The following is a 712-nucleotide window of genomic DNA, read 5'->3' on the forward strand; positions in this document are numbered from 1 at the left end:
CGAAGAAATGGAACGCTCTTCGGCTTTTCGGTGTCTACTGAAATCAAGGTATTAATGGGAATAACAGCCTAAGATATTTGGAGTTCAGAGAGGGCGCGTTTGATTTTCAAACTTCGCAACAGAACCATCATTTGAATGGGGTGGCAGCAGGAGTGGTGCAGTCTTTTCAAAACTGTTTACAAGAGAATCAAATCAGTCCAGATGATGTGGTTTTCGTGGCTCACTCGACAACGCAAGCAACGAATGCATTGATTGAAGGAGATGTAGCTAAAGTTTTGGAGTAATCGGCATGTCGAAAGGCGGTCTTGAAGGATTTTTAGCCAAAAGACAAACACGATTGAACGATATTGATCTAGGGAACAAGAAAAAAATCGAAATCGTCAATGCTTTTTTACCAGTAAAACATTTGAATGTGGATCGAGTGGCTGAAACGATCTCTAATTTAGAAAAAGAAAAAGCGGAGGTACTAGTGTCTTCGATGGCCTTTGGGGTAGATAATGGTGAGCCAGAACGTGTTGTTTATGAAGCTGCTTCTTGTAAAGCCATTCCAACAACGATGGCATCTGATATTACTAAATTATATGGATTGACAGACATCGGTACGCCAATCGTCAAACAGCATAATGGTATCAATGAGATCACCTTATATTATGACTTGCCGCTCTTCTTTTATTTCATCATCGGGTTGACCTTCATTGGTTGGCTGATTTTA

General features: G+C 40.4%; 2 pseudogenes. Both read left to right on the forward strand.

Annotated elements, in window-relative coordinates:
- Nucleotides 1-72, forward strand: a pseudogene (locus tag OZZ83_RS14680) (IS6 family transposase); the annotation flags it as partial.
- Nucleotides 73-128: 56 nt separating this feature from the next.
- Nucleotides 129-712 (forward strand): annotated as a pseudogene (locus OZZ83_RS14685) (hydantoinase/oxoprolinase N-terminal domain-containing protein); the annotation flags it as partial.

The organism is Enterococcus sp. E5-162 (genome assembly GCF_035725965.1).
Classification (GTDB): domain Bacteria; phylum Bacillota; class Bacilli; order Lactobacillales; family Enterococcaceae; genus Enterococcus_B; species Enterococcus_B lactis.